The organism is Modicisalibacter xianhensis (assembly GCF_900113605.1).
Classification (GTDB): Bacteria; Pseudomonadota; Gammaproteobacteria; order Pseudomonadales; family Halomonadaceae; genus Modicisalibacter; species Modicisalibacter xianhensis.
In genome coordinates, this window is record NZ_FOPY01000001.1 from 291,332 (window position 1) to 313,695 (window position 22,364).

At 62.7% G+C, this 22,364-nt stretch carries 19 protein-coding genes; 6 read left to right on the forward strand and 13 right to left on the reverse strand.

Going from position 1 to position 22,364, the window contains the following annotated elements:
• Positions 1-45: 45 nt before the first annotated feature.
• Positions 46-1,158 (forward strand): tRNA epoxyqueuosine(34) reductase QueG, encoded by a 1,113-nt coding sequence (gene queG, locus BM194_RS01335; protein ID WP_422730616.1) that lies wholly within the window; start codon positions 46-48, stop codon positions 1,156-1,158.
• Here queG and orn read toward each other — a convergent pair.
• The gene (orn, locus tag BM194_RS01340; RefSeq protein WP_092842834.1) at positions 1,155-1,736 is read right to left on the reverse strand and encodes an oligoribonuclease; all 582 of its coding nucleotides are present in this window, start codon (positions 1,734-1,736) and stop codon (positions 1,155-1,157) included. The two genes, queG and orn, sit on opposite strands and share 4 nt — an antisense overlap.
• 138 nt (positions 1,737-1,874) lie before the next feature.
• Between orn and rsgA the strand changes: the two genes are divergently transcribed.
• From rsgA to asd, 3 genes are all read left to right on the forward strand, one after another.
• Positions 1,875-2,888 (forward strand): small ribosomal subunit biogenesis GTPase RsgA, encoded by a 1,014-nt coding sequence (gene rsgA / locus BM194_RS01345; RefSeq protein ID WP_092842835.1) that lies wholly within the window; start codon positions 1,875-1,877, stop codon positions 2,886-2,888.
• 83 nt (positions 2,889-2,971) lie between these two features.
• Entirely contained in the window at positions 2,972-3,802 is an 831-nt protein-coding gene (locus BM194_RS01350) for a sulfurtransferase (RefSeq protein WP_092842836.1), read from the forward strand.
• Between the two features lie 120 nt (positions 3,803-3,922).
• Positions 3,923-4,768, forward strand: coding sequence for an archaetidylserine decarboxylase (asd, locus tag BM194_RS01355; RefSeq protein ID WP_092842837.1), 846 nt, complete (start codon positions 3,923-3,925; stop codon positions 4,766-4,768).
• A gap of 6 nt (positions 4,769-4,774) precedes the next feature.
• Here asd and epmA read toward each other — a convergent pair whose 3' ends face one another.
• Positions 4,775-5,746, reverse strand: coding sequence for an EF-P lysine aminoacylase EpmA (gene epmA / locus BM194_RS01360; protein ID WP_092843041.1), 972 nt, complete (start codon positions 5,744-5,746; stop codon positions 4,775-4,777).
• A 201-nt stretch (positions 5,747-5,947) separates the two neighbouring features.
• Positions 5,948-6,514, reverse strand: a complete 567-nt coding sequence (gene efp, locus BM194_RS01365; RefSeq protein WP_092842838.1) for an elongation factor P — start codon at positions 6,512-6,514, stop codon at positions 5,948-5,950.
• Between the two features lie 119 nt (positions 6,515-6,633).
• Here efp and epmB point away from each other — a divergent pair, with 119 nt between their 5' ends.
• A complete protein-coding gene (epmB, locus tag BM194_RS01370) occupies positions 6,634-7,665 on the forward strand; it encodes an EF-P beta-lysylation protein EpmB (protein WP_092842839.1) in 1,032 nt (343 codons plus the stop codon).
• A gap of 19 nt (positions 7,666-7,684) precedes the next feature.
• On the opposite strand, the gene BM194_RS01375 is transcribed toward epmB, so the two are convergent.
• From BM194_RS01375 to BM194_RS01405, 7 genes are all read right to left on the reverse strand, one after another.
• Positions 7,685-8,836 carry an MFS transporter gene (locus BM194_RS01375; RefSeq protein WP_177223304.1) on the reverse strand — a complete coding sequence of 384 codons (1,152 nt, stop codon included), beginning with the start codon at positions 8,834-8,836 and terminating at the stop codon, positions 7,685-7,687.
• Positions 8,837-8,878: 42 nt separating this feature from the next.
• A complete protein-coding gene (leuA, locus tag BM194_RS01380; protein WP_092842841.1) occupies positions 8,879-10,588 on the reverse strand; it encodes a 2-isopropylmalate synthase in 1,710 nt (569 codons plus the stop codon).
• Positions 10,589-10,964: 376 nt separating this feature from the next.
• Positions 10,965-11,213, reverse strand: coding sequence for a TIGR02647 family protein (locus BM194_RS01385; RefSeq protein ID WP_092842842.1), 249 nt, complete (start codon positions 11,211-11,213; stop codon positions 10,965-10,967).
• 76 nt (positions 11,214-11,289) lie between these two features.
• Positions 11,290-11,622: a protealysin inhibitor emfourin gene (locus BM194_RS01390; RefSeq protein ID WP_143097555.1), complete on the reverse strand. Its 333-nt coding sequence runs from the start codon at positions 11,620-11,622 to the stop codon at positions 11,290-11,292.
• Positions 11,619-12,683, reverse strand: coding sequence for a M4 family metallopeptidase (locus BM194_RS01395; RefSeq protein WP_092842844.1), 1,065 nt, complete (start codon positions 12,681-12,683; stop codon positions 11,619-11,621). Before BM194_RS01395 ends, BM194_RS01390 begins: the two co-directional genes overlap by 4 nt.
• Positions 12,684-12,724: 41 nt before the next feature.
• Positions 12,725-13,600 (reverse strand): alpha/beta hydrolase, encoded by an 876-nt coding sequence (locus BM194_RS01400; RefSeq protein ID WP_177223305.1) that lies wholly within the window; start codon positions 13,598-13,600, stop codon positions 12,725-12,727.
• A 73-nt stretch (positions 13,601-13,673) separates the two neighbouring features.
• Complete coding sequence (locus BM194_RS01405) at positions 13,674-15,848, reverse strand: TonB-dependent siderophore receptor (RefSeq protein WP_244890840.1); 2,175 nt, start codon at positions 15,846-15,848, stop codon at positions 13,674-13,676.
• A gap of 179 nt (positions 15,849-16,027) precedes the next feature.
• On the opposite strand from BM194_RS01405, the gene BM194_RS01410 reads away from it, so the two are divergent.
• Positions 16,028-17,023, forward strand: a complete 996-nt coding sequence (locus BM194_RS01410; RefSeq protein WP_177223306.1) for a helix-turn-helix transcriptional regulator — start codon at positions 16,028-16,030, stop codon at positions 17,021-17,023.
• 12 nt (positions 17,024-17,035) lie between these two features.
• On the opposite strand, the gene BM194_RS01415 is transcribed toward BM194_RS01410, so the two are convergent.
• The 3 genes from BM194_RS01415 to parC form a co-directional block, all read right to left on the reverse strand.
• Positions 17,036-18,715: an HD domain-containing phosphohydrolase gene (locus tag BM194_RS01415; RefSeq protein WP_177223307.1), complete on the reverse strand. Its 1,680-nt coding sequence runs from the start codon at positions 18,713-18,715 to the stop codon at positions 17,036-17,038.
• Between the two features lie 86 nt (positions 18,716-18,801).
• On the reverse strand, positions 18,802-20,025 hold the full coding sequence (gene serB, locus BM194_RS01420; protein WP_092842848.1) for a phosphoserine phosphatase SerB: 1,224 nt from the start codon (positions 20,023-20,025) through the stop codon (positions 18,802-18,804).
• An 84-nt stretch (positions 20,026-20,109) separates the two neighbouring features.
• Positions 20,110-22,362 carry a DNA topoisomerase IV subunit A gene (parC, locus tag BM194_RS01425; protein WP_092842849.1) on the reverse strand — a complete coding sequence of 751 codons (2,253 nt, stop codon included), beginning with the start codon at positions 22,360-22,362 and terminating at the stop codon, positions 20,110-20,112.
• Between the last annotated feature and the right edge of the window lie 2 nt (positions 22,363-22,364).

A 22,364-nucleotide genomic window follows, 5' to 3' on the forward strand; every position in this document is an offset into this window, starting at 1 on the left:
GCGCCAGTCGCTTTCCTGCACCGTTTCCTTCGTTTTTCCACGCTCATGATGACACGTCAATCCGTCCACGACGGCGACGCTCTCGACCTCACCGGCCTGGCCGAGCGCATCCGGCAATGGGGACGCGAGCTGGGTTTCCAGCAGATCGGCATCACTGATACCGACCTGGCCACGCACGAGCGCTATCTGGAACGCTGGCTGGCCGCAGGCCACCATGGCGAGATGGCCTTCATGGCCAAGCATGGCAGCAAGCGCACGCGACCGGAGGAACTCGTGCCGGGCACCTTACGTGTGATCAGTGCGCGCATGGACTATCTGCCTCCAGAAATCGAGACCACCAAGGTTCTCGGCCAGGCGGACAAGGCCTACGTGTCACGCTACGCGCTGGGACGCGACTACCACAAGCTGATCCGCAAGCGCCTGGCCACCCTGGCCAAGCACATCGAGAATGAAGTCGGCTCCTTCGGCTATCGCGCTTTCGTCGACTCCGCACCGGTCATGGAGCGGGCCCTGGCCCAGAAGGCCGGCCTGGGCTGGTTCGGCAAGAATTCGATGCTGCTTCACCCCCAGGCAGGCTCGCTGTTCTTTCTTGGCGAACTCTATACTGACCTGCCACTACCCGTCGATGCGCCCTTCGACAGCGAGCACTGCGGCAAGTGCAACCAGTGCCGCACCGCCTGCCCGACGGGGGCAATCATCGACGACAAGGTTGTCGATTCACGGCGCTGCATTTCCTACCTGACCATCGAACTGCACGGCAGCATTCCCGAAGCGTATCGCGAGGCGATGGGCAACCGAATCTACGGTTGCGACGACTGCCAGCTCGTCTGCCCCTTCACGCGGTTTACCCGGGCCAGTCACGAGGAAGACTTCGCGCCTCGCCACGATCTCGACCGCGCTGCCCTGGTACGCCTGTTCGCCTGGAGCGAAGAAGAGTTCCTGTTGCGCACCGAAGGCAGCGCCATTCGACGCATTGGCTATGAACGCTGGCTGCGCAACCTCGCCGTCGGGCTAGGCAACGCCCCATGGAGCGAGACGGTGGAGGCCGCGCTGCGAGCGCGCCTGGCCTATCCCTCCGATTTGGTGCGCGAACACGTCCGCTGGGCCCTCGACAGGCAAAGCGACAAGCGCGGGCGGTTGATCGCTACCATCGACTAGCTCGAGGCCTTGCTGTCATCGAGTCGCAGGAAAGTGCGGCGATAATGCGCCAATTCACTCACGGACTCATGGATATCGTCCAGGGCGCGGTGGGTGTTGCGCTTGTCGAAGCCCTTGAGCGCGCCGGGATTCCAGCGCTTGGCCAGTTCCTTGACGGTCGACACGTCGAGGTTGCGGTAATGGAAGAAGTCGTGCAGTGCCGGCATTTCGCGCTCGAGGAAGCGCCGGTCCTGATGCACGCTGTTGCCGCACACCGGCGAACTCCCCGGCACCACGTAGCGGTTGAGAAACCCCAGCGTCTGGCGCTCGGCCTCGGCGGTGTCGACCGTGCTCGACTTGACCCGGTCGATCAGTCCGGACTCACCGTGGGTCCGGGTATTCCATTCGTCCATGCCGGCCAGCAGGCTGTCGGGTTGCTTGACCGCCAGTACCGGCCCTTCGGCGATCAGATTCAGCTCGCCATCGGTGATCAGCGTCGCTACCTCGATGATACGTTCCTTGTTCGGGTCGAGGCCGGTCATTTCCAGATCGATCCATACCAGCAGGTCCTTGCGTGGCGCATCGGGCTGTTCGGGCATGCGTAACTCCTGCAATGTACTAATAGCTTCGTGAATTGACGGTAAATGCATAAAAAGCCAGCCTCGACCGGTGTCCCGGGCGGACATGACGGAGCGTGCTGGTTACAATGCCCCCATTGTACGCCCAGCCGAGGTTGCATGAGCAAACGCAAGCTGTCGCGCCAACAACGTTGGCGTATCGAAAAGATCCAGGCCGAGCGCGCCGCCCGGGCCGAAAAGCAGGCAGCCCGCGAAGCGGGCTCGCTGGAAGCCGGTGAATATGGCCCCGAAAAGCCTGGGCGGGTGATTGCCCACTTCGGCCGCACGCTCGACGTCCAGGCCCCCGACGACACCATGACCCACCGCTGTCACCTGCGCGCCAATCTCGAGGGGCTGGTGACCGGCGACCGGGTGATCTGGCGCCAGGCCCAGGATGGCAGCGGCGTGGTCGTGGCCCGGGATTCTCGCGATAACGTGCTCGAGCGTCCCGACCCTCGTGGGCAACTGAAGCCGGTCGCCGCCAATATCGACCAGATCCTCATCGTCTTCGCGGCCGAACCCGCCCCCTTTGCCAATCTGATCGACCGCTACCTGGTAGCAGCCGAAGCGACCGGCATCACGCCGGTGCTGGTACTCAACAAGGTCGACCTGTTGCCCGAGGATGGCGGCGAGCTGGGCGCCCTGCTAGAGCGCTACGCAGCGCTGGGCTACGCCGTGGTACGCGCCACGACGCGGACAACGCATGGCCTCGATGCCCTGCATGGCCGCCTACAGGCCAGGACCTCGGTGTTCGTCGGACAAAGCGGGGTCGGCAAGTCCTCACTCATCGATCGTCTGCTGCCGGACGAGGCCTTGCGCATCGGCGCGCTCTCCGAGGACTCGCGCAAAGGCACGCATACCACGACCACGGCGCGCCTGTACCGGCTGCCCGCCGGTGGCGAACTGATCGACTCGCCGGGTATCCGCGAGTTCGGGCTGACCCATCTCGATGAACAGCAGGTGACCGAAGGCTTCGTCGAGTTCCGCGATGTGCTGGGCCACTGCCGCTTTCGCGACTGCCGCCACCGGGACGAGCCTGGCTGCGCCCTGCTCGACGCGGTGGGCCGTGGCGATATCGCCGAAGCGCGCTTTGCCAGCTATCGCCGCATTCTGGACAGCCTGAAATCGTCGTGAGCAGGCTCGCCATTCGCCGGAACCGCGCGGGTTGTGCCATGATCGATGCCAATACCCGAATGTCCGCGCAAGGAGAGTCACTCATGAGTTCGGAATCCAACCTCCTGCCGTTGATCGTCGAGCCGGAACAGCTGGCAGAGTACATCGACGACGCCCAACTGCTGATCATCGATGTGCCACTGAAGGCAGAAAGCTATGCGGCAGGCCACGTTCCCGGCGCGGTGTTTCTCGACCACCGCCGCCTGCTGCACGGTACCGGCGAGGTGCCCAATGACGTACCCGACGAGGCGGCCCTGTCGGCGCTGTTTTCCTCGCTGGGCCTGACCCGGGACACCCACGTGGTGGCCTATGACGACGAGGGCGGCGGCTGGGCAGGCCGGCTGCTGTGGACCCTCGAACTGATCGGTCATACCCGCTATTCCTACCTTAACGGCGGTATTCATGCCTGGCGTGCCGATGGCCTGCCTCTATCGACGGAAGAGCACGTAGCGCAACCCAGCGATTATCAGGCAGAGTATCTTCATTCCCAGGCCTTGATCGAACGCGAGGAACTCCTCGAGCGCTTGGGCGAGAAGACATTAGCCGTCTGGGATGCGCGCGCTCCCGAGGAGTTCCGGGGCGAAAAGGGCAAGAACAAGCACCTGGGCCACATCCCCGGTGCCGTCAACATGGAGTGGACTGATGCCATGGATCGTGACCGTCAGCTGCGCATTCGCGATTATGCCGAGCTGATCACCGAACTGGAGGCTCTGGGGCTCACGCCTGACATGGAAGTAATCACTCACTGCCAGAGTCATCATCGCAGCGGATTCACCTGGCTGGTCGGCAAGGCCCTGGGCTTCGACAGAATGCGCGCCTACGCCGGTTCATGGCAGGAATGGGGCAATCGCGACGATACACCGGTCGAAAGATAGCGTCGACAACCATCGTTTGCCGGAGCTTGGTCGTACCGTTTTCCGCAAACGCATTGGCACCTTGCCTCCCGAGCCCGCTGCGACTATGGTGGCGGGCTGTTTCATCATGGATACCGAGCCGTGGATCGCGATCAGCTGTTTTCTCTCATCCAGTATCCCTTGCCCCATCACCTGATTTCCCGTCTGGTGGGACAACTCGCCGAGTGCCGTACGCCCTGGCTGAAGAACCTGCTGATCGAGCAGTTCATTCGCATTTTCGACGTCGACATGAGTCAGGCGAGCGAGCCCGACCCACGCGCCTATGACTGCTTCAACGCTTTCTTCACCCGCGCCATGCGTGACGACGCTCGCCCCATAGGTGACGGCCTGGTCTCGCCCACCGATGGCGTGCTGTCGCAGTCGGGACGCATTGAGCACGGCACACTGATCCAGGCCAAGGGCCAGGCCTACTCGCTGACCGCCTTGCTGGGTGGTGACTCCCGGCGCGCCGAGCCGTTCCGCAACGGCAGTTTTGCCACCATTTATCTGTCGCCGCGTGACTATCACCGCGTACACATGCCGCTCGGCGGCACGCTACGTGAAATGGCCTATGTCCCGGGGCGCCTGTTCTCGGTCAACCTGGCCACGGCGGCCAACGTTCCCGGCCTGTTCGCCCGCAACGAGCGCCTGGTGTGCATCTTCGATACCGAATTCGGCCCGATGGCCATGGTGCTGGTCGGCGCAATGATCGTGGCGGCCATCGAAACCGTGTGGGCGGGTCAGATCACGCCCAAGTCGGGGCAGGTCCAGACGACCCGCTACGACGAAACCATTGAACTCGCCAAGGGCGCCGAGATGGGACGCTTCAAGCTCGGCTCCACCGTGATCCTGTGTTTTCCCGGAGCGGTCGACTTTCGCGAGGACCTGGCAATCAACGACAGTATGGTCAGCATGGGTCAGCCACTCGGCCAGTTCCACGACAGCTGATTGCTGTCAGGCCCTGGGCGTGGCAAACGCCATCACCTCGGCCACTCTCGACTTGCCTAGCGCCAGCTGGATCAGCCGGTCCATGCCCAGCGCCACGCCACACCCTTCCGGCATACCGGCCTGCAGGGCCGCGACCAGTCGCCGGTCGCTATCCACCATCGGCTTGCCGAGACGCTCACGCTCGCGATTGTCCTCGGCGAAGCGTCTGGCCTGCTCAGCGGCATCGGTCAGCTCATGGTAGCCATTGGCCAGCTCCAGCCCCTCGACATAAGCCTCGAAGCGCGCCGCCACCTCGACGCCGTCCTCGGGGTCGTGGCGCCACCTTGCCAACGCGGCCTGGCTGGCCGGATAGTCGATGACCATATCGATACCGCCACGGCCCAGCCCGGGCTCGATAACCAAGCTCATCAACAGATCCAGACAGCCATCGCGTTCACTCTCACGCATGTCGATCTGACCATGCCGGGTCGCCAACTGGCGCAGCGTGTCGAGCGGCGTCGAAAAGGGGTCGACCTGCAACGTCTCGCGGAACAGGTCGCGATAGCGGCGCTGACGACACGGCCCGACGCCGGGAAGCACTTGACGGATCAGCGCATCGGTCTCGCCAATCAAGCCATCCAGGGTAAAGCCGGGGCGGTACCACTCGAGCATGGTGAACTCGAGGTTATGCCGCCGCCCCACTTCGCCATCGCGAAAGCTGCGCGCCAGCTGGAAAATCGGCCCACTGCCGGCGGCCAGCAGACGCTTCATGTGGAATTCCGGCGAGGTCTGCAGCCACAGCCGCTCACGCCCTGCCGGCGTGGCTGCTTCCAGGCTCAGCGAATCGAGATGAACGTCGGTACTCCCGCCATGCCCCAGCACCGGCGTCTCCACCTCCAGCACCCCGCGCTCGGCAAAGAACGCCCGCACCCTCGCCAGCAAACGCGCCCGCTCGCGCAGGGTCTCGATGCTCGCGGAAGGCTGCCAGTCATCAGCCATGTGTATCACCTCCCCCTGAAACCAGAAGGCCACGCTCTCAGCGTGGCCAATCATGCTAACGCGGACTCACTTTGCCCAAAGCCTCTCCAAGCGAAGCTCAGGCAAGGCGAATCCTGGTGAGGCGGCGGAGTTTAGCAGCGCTAAATGAGCATAGACGAGCCAGGATTCAACACCGCATGAGCGAGCACAGGAAGGCTGTCTTTAGGCTCGCGAGACATATTCGCCAGAGCGCGTATCCACCTTGAGCACCTCGCCCTGGTTGATGAACAGCGGCACACGCACCACCGCTCCGGAGGACAGCGTCGCCGGCTTGGAGCCGCCCTGCGCCGTGTCGCCCTTCAGGCCAGGGTCGGTCTCGACCACTTCAAGCTCGATGAAGTTGGGTGGCGTCACGCTGATGGCATTGTCGTTCCACAGCGTCACGGTGTAGGCCACCTGCTCCTTGAGCCACTTCTCGGTGTCGCCAAGGGCCTTTTTCTCCACTGCATACTGTTCGAAGGAGCCATCGGTCTTCATGAAGTACCACATGTCGCCGTCGTTGTAGAGATATTCCATCTCCAGGTCCATGACGTCGGCGCCTTCCAGCGATTCACCGGACTTGAAGGTGCGCTCCCAGACGCGACCAGTGATCAGGTTGCGCAGCTTGACTCGGTTGAAGGCCTGGCCCTTGCCAGGCTTGACGAATTCGTTCTCGACGATGTTACAAGGATCGCCGTCCAGCATGACTTTCAGACCGCCCTTGAATTCATTGGTAGAATAGTTCGCCATGATTCCTCGCTGAAGATTTCGTCGCCCGGCCTGTCGGTCGGACGTGCATGAACTGACTCGCGAAGCGCCCCCTGCCCCGGCAAGGAGCCTGCGACCTTCGCATTGATATAGTGTGGCGCATGATAACCCGAAGCCCCGACCTTTTGCAGAGCGTTATACCCACAGTGGCGAACGACGCTCGGGACTGGCAGACACAGCTCGCCCAGGCCATCCGCGACCCGCGCGAGCTGGTTGCCCGCTTGGGTCTGGACAATCATTGGCTACCAGGCGCCAACCAGGGTCACGCGCTGTTCGAGGTACGCGTTCCCGAGGCGTATCTGGCACGGATGCGTCCGAATGATCCCCAGGATCCACTCCTGCGCCAGGTCCTGCCCGTTACCGCCGAGACCGACAGCGTCGTAGGCTTCGTCAGTGATCCGCTGGAAGAGGCCGTGCACACCCCCAGGCGCGGCCTGATCCACAAGTATCATGGCCGGGTGCTGCTGATTGCCAGCCCGACCTGCGCCATCAACTGCCGCTACTGCTTTCGGCGCCACTTCCCGTATGCCGAGAACTCGCCATCCCGCGCCCAATGGGAGGAGACGCTGACGTACCTGCGCCGTGACCCCAGCATCCAGGAGGCCATTCTGTCCGGTGGTGACCCTCTGGCGTCCAGCGACAAGCGCCTGGCCTGGCTGGTCGAGCGTCTCGGCGAGATTCCGCATCTGCGTCGGCTGCGCATCCATACCCGGCTGCCAGTGGTGATCCCCGACCGGGTGGATGACGCCCTGCTCGCCTGGCTTCAAGCCACCCGGCTGCAGACCGTCATGGTACTGCACATCAATCATCCCAACGAGATCGACGCTGCCGTCGTCGATGCCTGCACGCGCCTGCGTGGCGCGGGGGTGACGTTGCTTAACCAGAGCGTACTGCTGCGTGGCGTCAACGACGATGTCGAGACGTTGGCGGCACTCTCCGAACGGCTGTTTTCCGCCGGGGTGCTGCCCTACTACCTGCATGTCCTCGATCCGGTAGCCGGCGCGGCGCACTTCGATGTGCCTGACAGCGAGGCGCTCACACTGGTCGATGAACTACGCACACGCCTGGCCGGCTTCCTGCTGCCGCGCCTGGTTCGCGAAGTACCGGGCGAGGCCAGCAAGACTCCCCTATGAACGAGGATTGTGGCCCCGCTCAGGCATGCCGAATGATCGGGGCAAAGACGATCACCGACAGCATGGCCACGATCAGCATCGCCAGCGCCGTGGACAGGTTCGTCCACTGTGCCACGAAGCCGATCAGGGGCGGCCCGGTGAGCAACCCGGCATAGCCCAGCGTGGCCACGGCAGCGATTGCCGGGCCACGACGCATGGTTCGGGAGTTGCCCGCGGCACTGAACAGGATGGGAATCATGTTGGCCAGCCCCAGGCCAATGATGCCGAAGCCGACCAGCGCCACCCAGAACGCCGGCGCCAGCAAGGTCAGCGCCATGCCGCTCGCTGCCAGCGTCGCACTCAGCCGGGCTGCCGGAACGCGACCGAGACGTGCCACCACGCGGTCGCCCGTTAGCCGACCCAGAGTCATGGTCAGCGAGAAGCTGGCATAGCCCATCGCCGCCAGCCCCGGCCCCAGCGAGAAGGCATCGCGCAGGTAGACGGCACTCCAGTCATTCATCGCGCCTTCACAGAACAGCGTGAACAGCGCCAACGCGCCGACGCCCAGCAAGGCGCCACGCGGCAGCACGAAATGCGGGCCGCTCGCTTCGCCCTGGCCGCGCAGCGATACACGCAGCGCCGGGACGCAGGCCAGCAGCAGTACCACAGCTAGCGAGGTGACGTGGGTCCACGGCGCCACGCCCATCTCCAGCAGCAGCCCGCCCCCCCCGGCCCCGATCAGCCCGCCCAGGCTGAAGAAGCCGTGGAACGACGACATGATCGGCCGGCCGTAGCGTTTTTCGATATCCACCGCCTGGGCGTTCATGGCGACGTCCATGCTGCCGTTGCCCAGGCCAAACAGGACCAGCGCTGCAAACAGCGTGGGCAAGGACGGCGCGACGATCGGCCCGATCAGCGCCAGGCAGTAAATCGGCGTGGCCACCGTGACGACGGTACGGCTGGTATAGCGCTCGATGAACTGTGCGGTAAGCGGCATGCTGACGATGGCACCGATGGCCACTCCCAGCAGGGCAATGCCCAGCCAGCCGGGACTGAGGTCGAGCCGGGACTGGAACAGCGGAATGTGTGGCACCAGGCTGGCCGTGACCAGCCCGTTGATCAGGAACAGACCGAGCACGCCGCGGCGCGCCAGGCGCGCATCGCGGTCGTCGGCAACAGCTAGCTCAGACAAGGTTCGGCATCCTTTCCGAAAAGATACGCCTCCCGGCATCGATTACTTGAGCGTTTCGGCCGTGACGTTGGGCGCCGCTTCCTTGTGCGTGGCCAGGTGACGATTGAGCGCCCCCATGACGGCTTTCATCGAGGCACTGGTGATGCTCTCGTCGATGCCGACACCGAACACCGCCTTGTCGTCGATGCGCACCTCGACGTAGGCGATGGCTTCCGCCTCGGCGCCCTGCCCTCGCGAGTGCTCATGGTAGTCGATGATCTCGATACTCACGCCATGTGCGCCAAGCGCCTTGATGAATGCGGCCAGCGGGCCATTGGCGGTGCCATGGATCGTTTCGCGGCTGCCACGTTCCTCGATGACCGCCTCGAGATGCACACGCGGGCTGTCCGGTTCGGAGGACAGACGATGATTGACCAGGGCATACGGCGACGTATTGTCCAGGTACTCGTCGGCGAAGGCTTGGTAGATCATTTGGGAGGTGATTTCCTTGCCGGTACGCTCGGCGACTTCCTGCACCACCTGGCTGAACTCGATGGACAGCCGGCGCGGCAGCTCGATGCCGTGCTCCTCTTCGAGCAGGTAGGCAACCCCGCCCTTGCCGGACTGGCTGTTGACACGAATGACCGCCTCGTAGCTGCGCCCCACATCGAGCGGATCGATCGGCAGGTACGGCACCTCCCACATGGCGTCGGGATGCTGGCGCCGCTCGGCCATGCCCTTCTTGATGGCGTCCTGGTGCGAACCCGAGAACGCCGTGAATACCAGGTCGCCCACGTAGGGGTGACGCGGGTGCACCGGCAACTGGTTGCAGTGCTCCACCTCGCGCATGATCGGCGTGATATTCGAGAAATCGAGCTGCGGGTGCACGCCCTGGGTGTAGAGGTTCATAGCCAGGGTAACGATGTCGACGTTGCCGGTACGCTCGCCGTTGCCGAACAAGGTACCCTCGACACGGTCGGCGCCGGCCATCACCGCCAGCTCGGCAGCCGCCACCCCGGTGCCGCGATCGTTGTGCGGGTGCACACTGACGATCAGACTGTCGCGTTTGGCGACATGGCGACAGAACCATTCGATCTGGTCGGCATAGTGATTGGGCGTGGCTATCTCCACCGTGGCCGGCAGATTGACGATCATCGGCTTGTCGGAGGTCGGCCCGTAGGTGGCCGCCACAGCGTCGACGATCTCGACGGCGAATTCGAGTTCGGTGGAGGTGAACAGCTCCGGCGAGTACTGGAAGGTCCAGTCGGTCTCGGGACACTCCGCCATGCGCTGCTTGATCAGCGCGGTGGCGTCGGTGGCGATCTTGATGCACTGCGGCTTGTCGACATTGAACACCACACGGCGGAATACCGGGTCAGTGGCATTGTAGACGTGAACGATGGCCTTCTTGGCGCCCTTGAGGGCCTCGAAGGTGCGTTCGATGAGGTGCGGGCGGGCCTGGGTCAGCACCTGGATACTCACGCCGTCCGGCACCAGATCGTTGTCGATCAGCTCGCGCACGTAATCGAAATCGATCTGCGAGGCCGAAGGAAAGCCCACTTCGATCTCCTTGAAGCCGATCTTCACCAGCATCTCGAAGAAGCGACGCTTACGCTCGAGATCCATGGGATCGATCAGCGCCTGATTACCATCGCGCATGTCGACACTGCACCATATCGGCGGCTGCGTGAGTCGCTGGTTCGGCCACTGGCGATCGGGCAGGTCGACGGCGACGAAGGGACGATACTTGACGGACGGATCAGGCAACATCATGGCGGAGTCTCCTCGGCTGGCGGGGGTCACTGAATTCGGGACGGAAAACGAAATGCCCCGCTGAACCGGAGCTCAGCGGGGCATTTGGGAAATTCATGGTGAAGGCATCACGAGAGGCTGCCACCCAGCGCACCACGAGAATCCCTCGCGGACAAGTGGCAACCAACGACGATGGCGAAACATCTTGAAAGCGGGTGACCGACATAGGTTCTCTCTCATGTGACTTGGCGGAAAATCATTGCCCAGAGGCACGCTACGGCTCGTTCAAAGGCCGCCTAGTAGTCGTAGCGATAGTGAGAGAGTGGCAATGTCGGTAATCATGACTCCAAGAAAATCAACTTAGCAAGGTCTTGTCAACTCGACATGATGCCCGGCTTCAGGTCTCGATGGTCTCCGTGGTCAATATCGTCAGCAGGCTCTGGGCATGCTCGGCGGCGTCGCGGCCCAGGCCGGTCAGATACCCCCCGTCCTGCTGCGTGACCAACCCTCGCGCAAACAGGCGTTGCGTGGCGGCAATCTTTTCCGGTGCTGCCGAGGAGTGCACCTTGATGCCCTCCTGGGTCGTCGCCAGATTGAACAGGCAGAGTACGTTGAGCTCTTCCAGCATTTCAGCGGTATAGACCATGGCGTGCCTCATAGTGTTGTTATGCCGTCATTCACTGTAGGCCAAGGCCGGCCAGGACCGCCATACCTTGCACCGTTTAAACTTGCCACTCCCCATGACGCCAGAGCGCGACCAGCCCTTCGGGAGCCTGAGCTTCATCAAGCGACAGCGACCAGACCGGCAATGTACCGGTTGCCGACTCTCCTTCCTCGATCTCGATGAACAGGCGCCGCCGGTCGGCACCACCCTCCGTATCCGGACATTGCGCGGCGCGTTCGAGCAGATCCTGCAGCCACTGCCGCTGGGCATCGGAGCATTGCCCACAATGGATGCGACGTGGCGAGGCCAATCCAGGGAAGTGCGCCACGCCACCCTCGCGCCGGATGCACAGCACGCTATGCGTTTCCAACCGCGGCATAGTCCGGCTCATGATGTGACACCCACGGCTCGCCACGCCTCGCGGATAGCGACCACTTCCCGGCTCTGCCTGCCGAAACGGCGATCGGCATTGTCTTCGGTCAACCAGGCAAAGGTCGCGAAATCACAGTCGGCAGCCAGCCGTGGATCGCGCAGCGTGTCGTACCAGATATGCCCCGGTGCTCGCCAGGCATAGCCTCCCAAGGCCATCGCCACGAGATAGAAGGCGTGATTGGGAATGCCCGAATTGATGTGTACACCGCCATTGTCGGCCTGGGTTTCGACATAGTCGTGCATGTGCCCAGGCTGCGGATCGCGCCCGAGCACAGGATCGTCATAGGCTGTCCCGGGATCGGCCAGCGAGCGCATGGCCCGGCCATTGACCTGATCGGTCAGTAGCTCGGCACCGATCAGCCAGTCGGCCTGCATCGCCGTCCTGTTCAGGTAGTGCTGACGCACCAGGCTGCCGAACACATCGGAGAACGACTCGTTGAGCGCGCCGGACTGATAGGCATAGACCAGGCCAGCTTCGCGTTCGGTCACGCCGTGGGCGAGCTCGTGGGCGACGACATCGAGCGAGGCGGTGAAGCGGTTGAACAACTCGCCGTCGCCATCACCGAAGACCATCTGTGCACCGTTCCAGAAGGCATTATCGTAATCCTGGCCATAGTGCACCGTGCCGATCAACGGCATGCCCCGCCCATCGATGGCATCCCGCTCGAAGACCTCCCAGAAGAAGCGATACGTCGCGCCCAGCCAGCGGTAGGCCTCATCCACCGCTGGGTCGTTGCTGGCCTCCTCACCCTCCTTGCGTATCAGCCGGCCAGGCAACTCCTGCCGGTGCTCGGCGCTATGGATGTAGCGGGCGGGCTGGCCCGGCGTGGCTCGCGGCAGCGGAGCCGTCAACGGCTCGACAACTTGTTGCGGCCCGCGCTGGGTTCGAAATGTCTGATCGGTGGTCAGGGTGTGCCGCGCCACATTCCGTAGCCGCTCTGACCCTTGCACGGCGACCCGCTCCAGCACATAGGGCGGCATGAAACCGTAACGGCATGAACGACAATGCAATGACCCCATTCCAACCCTCCACTGACAAAGCCTGTACCTTGCAGTGTGGCTCAAGATCGGTCGTTCGTGTCATGTCCTGCCATGTCCCAAGGCGTCAGGAACTCAATGGCCTGGCGTGCGGCTGGCCACATGACACTGCCATGGTGCGTTCCGGGGTAGACTTCAAGGCGTGTTTCCCATTGGGGGCGAAGCCGTTGCAGTAACTTGGCGGCCTGGCGCGCGTTGTCTACCATGGCATGCGCCCGTTTGCGCTGTCCGCGTGGCGTATTGGCCTCACTAGCCGACGGTGCCTGCTCGAACTCTCCCACACCGATCAGGACATGACGCGCCGGGGCATGACCTGGCAAATCGCGCTGTGTCGTCAGTGCCTCCATGACTTGACCGTGCTGCCACCAGAGTGATGGACTGATGGCAATGTAGCGCTCGAAGCTGTGGGGTGCCGTTTGCAGCACGTGCATCACGAACAGTCCGCCGTAGGAGTGTCCCATCAGCGCTTCACGCGATGTATCGATCGGAAAGCGCTCGGCCATGGCCGGCTTCAGGGTCTGCTCGATGAATGCCAGGAAGCGCTCGGCCCCACCCTGTTCACGACCATCCTCGTTCGGCCCCGAGATCGGTGGCGTATAGTCAAGCGTCCGACGTGGAACGTCGAAGCGTTCGGTGTCCGGGTATCCGATCCCAACGATCAACAACGGGCTTCCACCGCCGTAAGGGCCTTGCCGCGTCAGGGTGTCCCGCGCCAAATGCAAGAGCGGAAAGCGTGCGTTGCCGTCCAGCACGTAGAGTACGGCATAGCCCCGCTCGGGGGCAGGCGTGTCGGGCACCGACACCTGAATGCGATAATCGCCCCCTGTCTGGGGCGAATGCAGCGTGAACGCCTGCGTTCCCGGCAGGGTAACGGCAGGCGTGTCCTGACTGTGAGCCATGGCCGATACCAGTAGCAGGCAGTAGAGAAAGCGCGAAAGAAAACGGGAGCGCGATAGGCGCTCCCGAGACGGCTTAGAAGTCATAACGCAGCGAGGCGACGACGTTGGAGGGAGCCCCTACCATATTGAACGTATTCGTACCTCCCACCCGGTTGTAATATTCACGATCGAAAACGTTGTTGAAATTCAACTGGCCGCTGACGTGTGATGTGAAATCGTATCCGAGCATAGCATCGACTACCGCGTACCCTGGCGCTTCGATGTCGTTGCTGGAACTGAAATCGCTCATCGCCGTGATACCGCCACCCACATGCAGCCCTTGCAGGGCGCTACCCGCGAAACTGTACTGAGTCCACAAATTGACGATGTTGTTGGGCATCAGCAGGAAAACACCGTCGTCGCGAGCCGTCGAAGCTTCCTGAACCTCGGTATCGAGATAGGTGTAGCCGGCGATCACGTCCCACTGAGCGGTGAGGCTGCCCACCAACTCAACTTCGGCACCTTGGATACGCATCTCGCCGACCGGCACGACGTAATCGGCCCCCGTGTCGTCCGGCGACGCTGCGCGATTTTCGTCATACAGACGGAAGGCACTGAGACGTGCATTGAGATCGCCGCCGAAATAGCTGCCCTTGATGCCCACTTCGTACTGCTCGCCATCGCGCGGCTCGAGCAGGTCGCCATCGGCAGCGTAATTGGTTTGCGGCTTGAACACCTGCGAGTAGCTGGCATAGAGCGAGTGATTCACGCCGATGTCGTAGACCAGACCGGCATAGGGCGTAAACTCGCTATCGCTGCGGCTGTCTTCGTCACCGTCCGCCCGTTCGGTGTATTCGACATCGTAGCGGCTCAACCGGCCGCCGGCGATCAGTGCCAACGACTGCACGGGACGCAGGGTCAGTTTGGAATACAACCCCGTTTCCTCGAGCGTGGTATCGGCATAACTATAGCCTCGCCCAGTGCTACGCGCGGCGCCCAGGATATCCACGTAATCGAGTTCGTTGAGTTCATCAAGGGTCACTAGACCATTGGCCAGGCTCCGCGAGCGGCCCGATTCGATCTCCGTCTCGTAGCGCTTGTAATCACTGCCAATGACGAATTCGCTGACATTTCCCCAAGTCGCGAACGGCTGGCTGTAGCTGGCATCCAGCGATAGCGCCTGCTGGTCGACTCGGCTGCCGATCCCCGCCACGCTCAGTGTTCCTTCGTCGTCCAGAGCACTGCCGCCAAACGCGTAGTTATAAGTAGCATTACGATCGGAGTAACGCGCCGCGATGCGCCCATATCCTCCGTTAGCAAAGCGGTGAGTCAATTCGGCAATCCAGTCGTTGGCTTGACTCTGGAAATCGTTCCACTCGGCACCATAGAACGCCGAGCGACGGCTATAGAGCAGATCGCCGTCGCTGTCGACCGGCTGCCCATTGTTGACGACGATATCCTTGGCGTTGCGGATAAAGCCCAGCCCCAGCGTCGTGGCTTCGTCGAGATCGATATCCACCGCCGCATAAAAGTCGTTTTGTTCGTTATCGTTATGATCGACGAATTGGGGATGTTCAGTATGATCAATCACGAGCCGGCCGCGAATGCGGCCCTCGGCGTCGATCGGTCCCGACAGGTCGGTTTCCACCGAACCCTGCTCGTAGGTGCCGAGACTGCCGCTGATGTGCCCCTGGAACGCGTCGGTAGGCCGCTTGCGCACCAGGTTGACAATACCGCCCATTTCGCTGGTGCTGTTGAACAGGCCGGACGGGCCGCGCATGATCTCGACGCGGTCGAAGGCCACCAATGACGGCACCGATCCGTTGATGCTGGTCATCGGGGCTGGCAGACCGTCGATATTGTATTCGTCATACTCGTAGCCACGCGCATAGATCGACGAGCGCCCATTATCGTTGCTGAGTACGCGCATGCCCGGCGTGCGACGTCCCAGCTCGTCGAGAGTCGTGAAATTCTGGTCCTCGATGGCATCGCGCGTCACGACCGTGATCGACTGGGGAATGTCGCGCAACGCTGCGGGAATCTTGGTACCTACCGTCGCGGCATCCACGTCGTAACCTTCGGTTTCCTCGGACGGCAACATTTCGTAAAGCCGGTTACCTTCGACGGTAATCGTGGCGAGACGATCATTGGCACTTGCCGACCCCAACTCCTGTGCCCAGCCATAGGAGGATGCATTCATCAACAAGGCGCCGCCAATCGCCAGGGACAACGGCGTTCTTTTCATGTCGCTCAACTTGTTCGTTCCCATTTGTACCTGCCTGATCAAGTAGCAATGATAATCTATTGCAACAACTGCCAATGCCGAGCATTATTCCAGCTACAGGATCACTTCGCCTTTGCGAAACCGGCGAATTGCTTTGCGAGACAGGCGAATACCCATCCCGCCGGGAACCTTTTCCAGTGTCTCTGTGCTACGAGAACTTCGTCATGCCCGCTACCGCCCCGCCGATGATCGACCAGCAACGGCTCCGCGCCCTGGCTTCCCCTCTCGTGACGCATCATCGGTTGCATGCACCGGACTGGGACCGACATACCCCCCTGCTCGAGGGCAGCATGCGCATGATCCAGCCCCAACCGGGCATGCACGTCAGGTTGGCGGATGTGCGGGATCGCTATGACCTGATCAGTGAGGCCGAGTTGACGCCCGGTGTCCGGCTGGCTCTTGTCCTGTCCGGACAGGCACAGGTCAGGTTCGGCCATCATCAGCTTACGCTCGGACCGGAAACCAACGGCAGGACTACGGCGCAGGCCATGCTGGTCTCGCTGCAGAAAGCGACAGCGTTCCAACGTCTTGGCCAGTCCAACGGTCATGAGCGGACCCTGACGATCACACTGACCCCGGAGTGGCTACGCCACTATCTAGCAACGCCTACGACCGAATGGGATTGCCAAGGCGTGCTGGGCCAACACCTTGCCCTGATGACCTGGACACCTTCGTCAGCCGTACTGGCATTGGCACAGCGTCTCTTTACGCCTGCCACCGAACCGGAGGCGGGCCTTGAACTGAGTGAACACCTGATGGCCGAAGGATGTGCGCTGATGCTGATTGGAGAAGCGCTGTCGGCAGGATGCGCTTCGGCGCGAAAGGCACTTGGCTCCTCCTGTCTTCGGGAGGATCGCCGGCTATATCGCCTACGCGAGATGATCGACAGTGGAGAAGCTGATGAATTGACGCAAGATGCCTTGGCCTCGCGGCTGGGTATGAGCAGCAGTAGCCTGCAACGCCAGTTCCGGGCAAGTTTCGGCATCAGCCTGGGACGTTACTTGCGTGAACGCCGCCTGCAGATGTCGCATCAGGCATTGACTGAAAGAGGGATCAGTATCGAACAGGCAGCGGCACTGGCCGGTTACACCAGTGCTGCCAATTTCGCGACTGCGTTCAAGCGCCAGTTCGGTATCAGTCCCAACGCATGTCGCCGATAAGCCGAGGCTGCCTCACTGCCTCGGCAGCAACTCGGGCGACGGTGCGCGGAGAATTTCCTCGACCACGCCTAGCGAGGCCACTTCACCTTCCAGCCGCAATTGCCGGGTCGGACTGATCACGGCGACCTGACGGAGCTGGCCCTTGCTGTCCAGACGCTGGATCCAGCCCTGGGCGCCGCTGGAAAAACGCACCAGGCTGCCAATCGGGTAACGCCCGAAATGGCGGATATAGCGCTGCACCCATTCACGGTCGAACATTGCCGGCTGTCCCAGCAAATACCGATAGGCATCTTCCAGTGACCAGGCCGCACGATCCGGTCGGTGACGCGTCATGGCATCCACAACATCCACTACGGTAGCCATGCGGCTCAGCTCCGACAGGTCCGCCCCCTGCAAGCCGTTGGGGTAACCGCTTCCATCGAGTCGCTCGTTGACTTCACTCACAAGGCTTCGAATCACCTGAGGGGCCAGCCAACGACACCCTGCCAGCCTGTCGCGGAGCAGGACGACATGCTCGCTCAACTGTTCGCGCTGTGCCGCATCAAATGCCGGGCTTTCTCGTAGCGACTCGTCCAGCAGGGACTTGCCCAGGTCATGCACCATGGCAGTCGCCACGATGGCCTTGAGCAGTTCCCGCGGCGCCTTGCGCGCCCTGGCCAGATCGGCCAGGCGAATTGCCACGGCCAGGCCGTGTTGGACCAGAGGTGGCTCATGGTGGAGGCATACGCTGGCGAATACCAAGGCCTCACGATCCTCTTCGAGTAGCCCCAGCAGCATGTCGCTGTAGCGTGACAGCAGGGTGCTGTCCACGATGGCACCCTGCTGCAATTGCAGTATCTGTGCGTTGAGGAAGTCGGCGACCTTGGCGAGTCGACGTGCCATCGGCGTGGCATAGTCGGCACGCAGTCGGCGACCCGGTGGCTCCTGCGCCGCGGTCGGCGACGCCTGGAACAGCGATGAGGGGCCCAGCGGCTTCTCGCCCTGGGTCGCCTTGCGAATCGCCTCGCGCTCAATTTCCTTGACCAGATACCAGATCCAGCGCTCCAGCTTGGGCGATGGCGTATTGAACTCGCAGCCCACCAACGCCCGCTGCCATTTGTCGTCGATACGCACATGGCGTACCACGCCTTGCGCCGTCAAGCGTTGGCCACTGGGAAACACCGCTTCCAGCCGCGACAACGGCTGACCCGATTTCAGCGCGGCCGCCTTGTTCAATGGCAGTTGCACGAGACAGCCACCCAGCGAGAGGTTGACCAGTTCGCCGTGAACTGCCTCGCGCCCGGTCTCGATATCCAGCTCCACGGTTACGGACATGCCGGGGCCGAGCTCGGCCCGGAAGGCATTGCGCCGATGCCACACGTCGAGACGCTCCGGATAGGCGCAACTGAAGCGCAGGCGACCCGGCGTGTCTTTCAGTGGCAGCGCCGTGAGCGGTTGCGTCGTGACCATGGCCCCATGGGCCTGCCCGGTCAGGCGAAACGGGCGCTCTTCCGTCAAGGCTGAGGCGATTTCCGGCGTGCTAGTGATATCCAGGACAAGCTGACGATCCTCGATCACGTCCACCAGCAGGATGGAGAGGGGCGGCATGTCATGCCCTTCGAAGCTCAACGACACGCCACCGGGTTGGCTCATCGCCTCCACCAGCTTGGCGATTTCACCCGCATGCTCAACAGTCGAAGGCGACTCGTTCATTTCGATTCCTACACTACGCGTTCGCTGAGGCCGGAAGGCCATGCCTCCCGGCCCGTTATTCTTTTGTCATTACCGCGATCACCGCATCACTTCGACGACGGCTCCAAGGCTTCCAGATCACCCTGGCGATAACCAATCAGGTACAACACGGCATCCAGCCCCAATGTGGAGATGGACTGACGCGCCCGGCTACGCACCAAGGGCTTGGCCCGATAGGCGATGCCCAGTCCGGCCGTGGCCAGCATCTTGAGGTCATTGGCTCCATCGCCCACGGCGATGGTCTGCTCCAGGCACAGCCCTTCGCGCTCGGCGATCTCCTGAAGCAGCGCCGCCTTACGGTCGGCGTCGACGATCGGCTCGCGCACGTCACCGGTCACCTTGCCATTCTCGATCACCAACTCGTTGGCATGTATTTCGTCAAACCCCAGGTGTTTCTGAAGGTGTCGCGCGAAATACGTGAACCCACCCGAAAGAATCACCGTACGATAGCCCAGTCGCTTGAGGTGCTTCATCAAGCGCTCGACCCCATCCATCAACGGTAGCGACTCGGCTATCTCGTTGAGCACGCTCTCGTCGAGCCCCTTGAGCTTGCTCATGCGTTCGCGAAAGCTCTGCTGGAAGTCCAGTTCGCCGCGCATGGCCCGCTCGGTGACCGCCGCCACCTCGTCGTAAACGCCATGACGCCGTGCCAGCTCATCGATCACCTCGGCCTGGATCAGGGTCGAGTCCATGTCGAAGCACACCAGGCGGCGATGACGACGCCAGATGGAATCCTCCTGGATGGCGATATCCACGCCATGCATGGCGCCCAACGCGAGCGCCTTCTCGCGCAGCGCTTCGAGATCGACCTCTTCACCACGCAGCCAGCACTCGACACAGGCGCCGTACTCGGGCGCCTCGCCGTCCAGCGGCTCGCGTCCGGACAGGCGGTGGATCAACTCGACGGTCAGACCATGCTCGGCGGTCAGCGCCCCCACTTCGGCAAGGATGCCTGCCGGCAAGCGCGGCGCCAGCAAAGTGAGGATGAGGCGCGGCTGCCCTGCCTGGACAGTCCAGTGCTGGTAATCGTCGGCACTGACCTGAACCGCCTGGACATCGAGGCCCAATTCATCGCCAGCTTCGTTCAGGGTCGCTTCCAGTGCGGCATCTTCATCGAGTCCGACCAGGGCTTCCAGCGATACGATACCGAACGTCACGCTCTGGTTGATATCGAGCAGGCGCGCGCCGCAGCGCGCCAGAGCACGCCCCAGACCGGCCAGTTGACCGGGGCGTGCCGTGCCGGTGGCACGAATCAGAATGCGTCGAGTCATGTGTCTCTCGAATCAGGATGAATGGCAGCGGGCCATGGCAACACGGCATGGCCCACCCGACAGGCACCAAGCGAATGCCCGGGATCAGGATTCTACCTCAAGCCGCTCGACTTTCTGGAAGCCACGCGGCAACTTGCTGCCGCGTCGTCCACGCTCTCCCACGTAGTACGCCAGATCGGCCGGCTTGAGCGTCAGCTTGCGCTTGCCGGCATGCACCACCAGCGATGCTCCCTCGGGAAGGATCTGCAAGTCGCGAACGAACTCCTCGCGACGCGCGGCGCGCGCACCGGGAATATCGATCATCTTGTTGCCCTTGCCCTTGGCCATCTCGGGCAATTGCTCGACATCGAACAGCAACAGGCGACCCTCGTTGGATACTACCGCCACGCGCGAGCCTTCGACGCGGGTCACCGCCTGCGGCGGCAGCACGTTGCATCCTTTGGGCACTGACAATACGGACTTGCCCGACTTGTTCTTGCCGGTCAGTTCCTCGAGACGGGCAATGAATCCATAGCCGCCATCGGAAGCCAGCAGGTACCGGGAATCCGGCGGCGCCAGCATCAGACCGACCATGTGCGCCCCGGCAGCGGGGTTGATGCGTCCGGTCACCGGCTCACCCTGGCTGCGCGCACTGGGCAGGTTGTGTGCGGCCAGCGTATAGGTACGACCACTGTCGTCGAGCAACACCAGTGGCTGGTTGGTCTTGCCTCGCGCTGCCAGGTGATAGCGGTCGCCGGCCTTGAAGGCCAGCCCCGTCGGGTCGATCTCATGCCCCTTGGCACTGCGGATCCAGCCTTTTTCCGAGAGCACCACGGTCACCGGATCGGCGCCCATCAGCTCGACTTCGGACAGCGCCCTGGCCTCCTCGCGCTCGACGATCGGCGAGCGCCGCGCATCGCCATGCTCGCGGGCAGCCTCACGCAGTTCTTCCTCGATCAGGTCGGTCAGCGCCGCGTCGTTGCCAAGCAGTTCCTTGAGGCGCTTGCGCTCGGCCAGCAGTTCATCCTGCTCGCCACGGATCTTGAACTCCTCGAGCTTGGCCAGGTGGCGCAGGCGCAGCTCGAGAATCGCCTCGGCCTGTCGCTCGGTAAGCCCGAAGGCCTGCATCAATGCGGACTTGGGCTCGTCCTCCTCGCGGATGATGCGAATCACCTCGTCGATGTTGAGGTAGGCGGCCAGCAACCCCTCGAGGATATGCAGGCGATCCTCGACCTTGCCCAGGCGATGCTCGAGACGCCGGCGCACCGTGGCGCGGCGGTAGGTCAGCCATTCGCCGAGCATGTCGTTGAGCGGCATGACCCGCGGCCGACCGTCGAGGCCGATGATGTTGAGGTTGACGCGAATGTTCTTCTCGAGGTCGGTGGTGGCGAACAGGTGCGCCATCAATGCCTCGATGTCGACGCGGTTGGAACGCGGTTCGATCACCAGCCGGGTCGGCGTCTCGTGGGTCGACTCGTCGCGCAGGTCCGACACCATCGGTAGCTTCTTGGCCTGCATCTGCGCAGCGATCTGCTCGAGTACCTTGGAGCCGCTCACCTGATACGGCAACGCCGTAATCACCACGCTGCCGTCTTCCAGGGTATAGCGCGCGCGCAGCTTGACCGAGCCGCGGCCGCCCTCGTAGAGCTTGCGCAGATCGGCCCGCGAGGAAATGATCTCGGCCTCGGTGGGAAAGTCCGGCGCCGGCACGTACTTGACCAGGTCGGTGACCGTGGCCTCGGGATGGCGCAGCAGATGGCAGGTCGCCTCGACCACCTCGTTCACGTTATGCGGCGGAATGTCGGTGGCCATGCCCACGGCGATACCCGTGGCACCATTGAGCAGCACGTGCGGCAGGCGTGCCGGGAGTACCGCCGGCTCGTTCATGGTGCCGTCGAAGTTGGGCATCCAGTCGACGGTGCCCTGCCCCAGTTCGGCGAGCAGGATCTCGGAAAACTTCGACAGGCGCGCCTCGGTATAGCGCATCGCCGCGAACGACTTGGGATCGTCGGGGCTGCCCCAGTTGCCCTGGCCGTCGATCAGCGGGTAACGGTAGCTGAACGACTGGGCCATCAGCACCATGGCCTCGTAGCAGGCACTGTCGCCATGGGGATGGAACTTGCCCAGTACGTCACCGACGGTACGCGCCGACTTCTTGTACTTGGCGTTGGCAGTCAACGACAGCTCGCGCATCGCATAGACGATACGCCGCTGCACGGGCTTCATGCCGTCGCCGATATGCGGCAAGGCACGATCCAGTATCACGTACATCGAATAATCGAGGTACGCTTTTTCGGTGTATTCGCGGAGCGACAGGCGTTCGACGTCGCCTTCCTCCACGTGGATATCCATGGTCATGG

Coding starts and splice junctions, on each gene's coding strand:
- serB (WP_092842848.1), bottom strand. CDS start 20,025: ATGACTCGACGCATTCTGATTCGTGCCACCGGCACGGCACGCCCCGGT.
- epmB (WP_092842839.1), top strand. CDS start 6,634: ATGATAACCCGAAGCCCCGACCTTTTGCAGAGCGTTATACCCACAGTG.
- BM194_RS01410 (WP_177223306.1), top strand. CDS start 16,028: ATGCCCGCTACCGCCCCGCCGATGATCGACCAGCAACGGCTCCGCGCC.
- BM194_RS01400 (WP_177223305.1), bottom strand. CDS start 13,600: ATGGCTCACAGTCAGGACACGCCTGCCGTTACCCTGCCGGGAACGCAG.
- parC (WP_092842849.1), bottom strand. CDS start 22,362: ATGACCATGGATATCCACGTGGAGGAAGGCGACGTCGAACGCCTGTCG.
- orn (WP_092842834.1), bottom strand. CDS start 1,736: ATGCCCGAACAGCCCGATGCGCCACGCAAGGACCTGCTGGTATGGATC.
- efp (WP_092842838.1), bottom strand. CDS start 6,514: ATGGCGAACTATTCTACCAATGAATTCAAGGGCGGTCTGAAAGTCATG.
- BM194_RS01390 (WP_143097555.1), bottom strand. CDS start 11,622: ATGAGCCGGACTATGCCGCGGTTGGAAACGCATAGCGTGCTGTGCATC.
- rsgA (WP_092842835.1), top strand. CDS start 1,875: ATGAGCAAACGCAAGCTGTCGCGCCAACAACGTTGGCGTATCGAAAAG.
- BM194_RS01405 (WP_244890840.1), bottom strand. CDS start 15,848: ATGGGAACGAACAAGTTGAGCGACATGAAAAGAACGCCGTTGTCCCTG.
- leuA (WP_092842841.1), bottom strand. CDS start 10,588: ATGATGTTGCCTGATCCGTCCGTCAAGTATCGTCCCTTCGTCGCCGTC.
- BM194_RS01415 (WP_177223307.1), bottom strand. CDS start 18,715: ATGAACGAGTCGCCTTCGACTGTTGAGCATGCGGGTGAAATCGCCAAG.
- BM194_RS01385 (WP_092842842.1), bottom strand. CDS start 11,213: ATGGTCTATACCGCTGAAATGCTGGAAGAGCTCAACGTACTCTGCCTG.
- epmA (WP_092843041.1), bottom strand. CDS start 5,746: ATGGCTGATGACTGGCAGCCTTCCGCGAGCATCGAGACCCTGCGCGAG.
- BM194_RS01350 (WP_092842836.1), top strand. CDS start 2,972: ATGAGTTCGGAATCCAACCTCCTGCCGTTGATCGTCGAGCCGGAACAG.
- BM194_RS01395 (WP_092842844.1), bottom strand. CDS start 12,683: ATGGGGTCATTGCATTGTCGTTCATGCCGTTACGGTTTCATGCCGCCC.
- queG (WP_422730616.1), top strand. CDS start 46: ATGATGACACGTCAATCCGTCCACGACGGCGACGCTCTCGACCTCACC.